Source organism: Synechococcus sp. CCAP 1479/9 (assembly GCF_019038535.1).
Lineage (GTDB): Bacteria > Cyanobacteriota > Cyanobacteriia > PCC-6307 > Cyanobiaceae > Cyanobium.
In genome coordinates this window covers 1-277 of the sequence record NZ_JAFKRK010000056.1, presented here as the reverse complement: position 1 = coordinate 277, position 277 = coordinate 1, and the positions used below count along the sequence as shown (strand labels likewise).

The window sequence follows — 277 nt, the reverse complement described above, 5'->3', positions numbered from 1 at the left end:
CGCCCGTCTCGTCGGCATCCGTCCCTACAACGCCATCGCCTTCTCCGGCCCGATCGCGGTGTTCGTCAGTGTCTTCCTGATGTACCCGCTGGGTCAGAGCAGCTGGTTCTTCGCGCCCTCCTTCGGGGTGGCGGCGATCTTCCGCTTCCTGCTGTTCCTGCAGGGCTTCCACAACTGGACCCTGAACCCGTTCCACATGATGGGCGTGGCCGGCATCCTCGGCGGTGCCCTGCTGTGCGCCATCCATGGCGCCACGGTGGAGAACACCCTGTTCGAG

At 65.3% G+C, this 277-nt stretch carries 1 pseudogene; it reads left to right on the top strand.

Annotated elements, in window-relative coordinates:
* Positions 1–277 (top strand): annotated as a pseudogene (locus KUG38_RS17285) (photosystem II D2 protein (photosystem q(a) protein)); the annotation flags it as partial.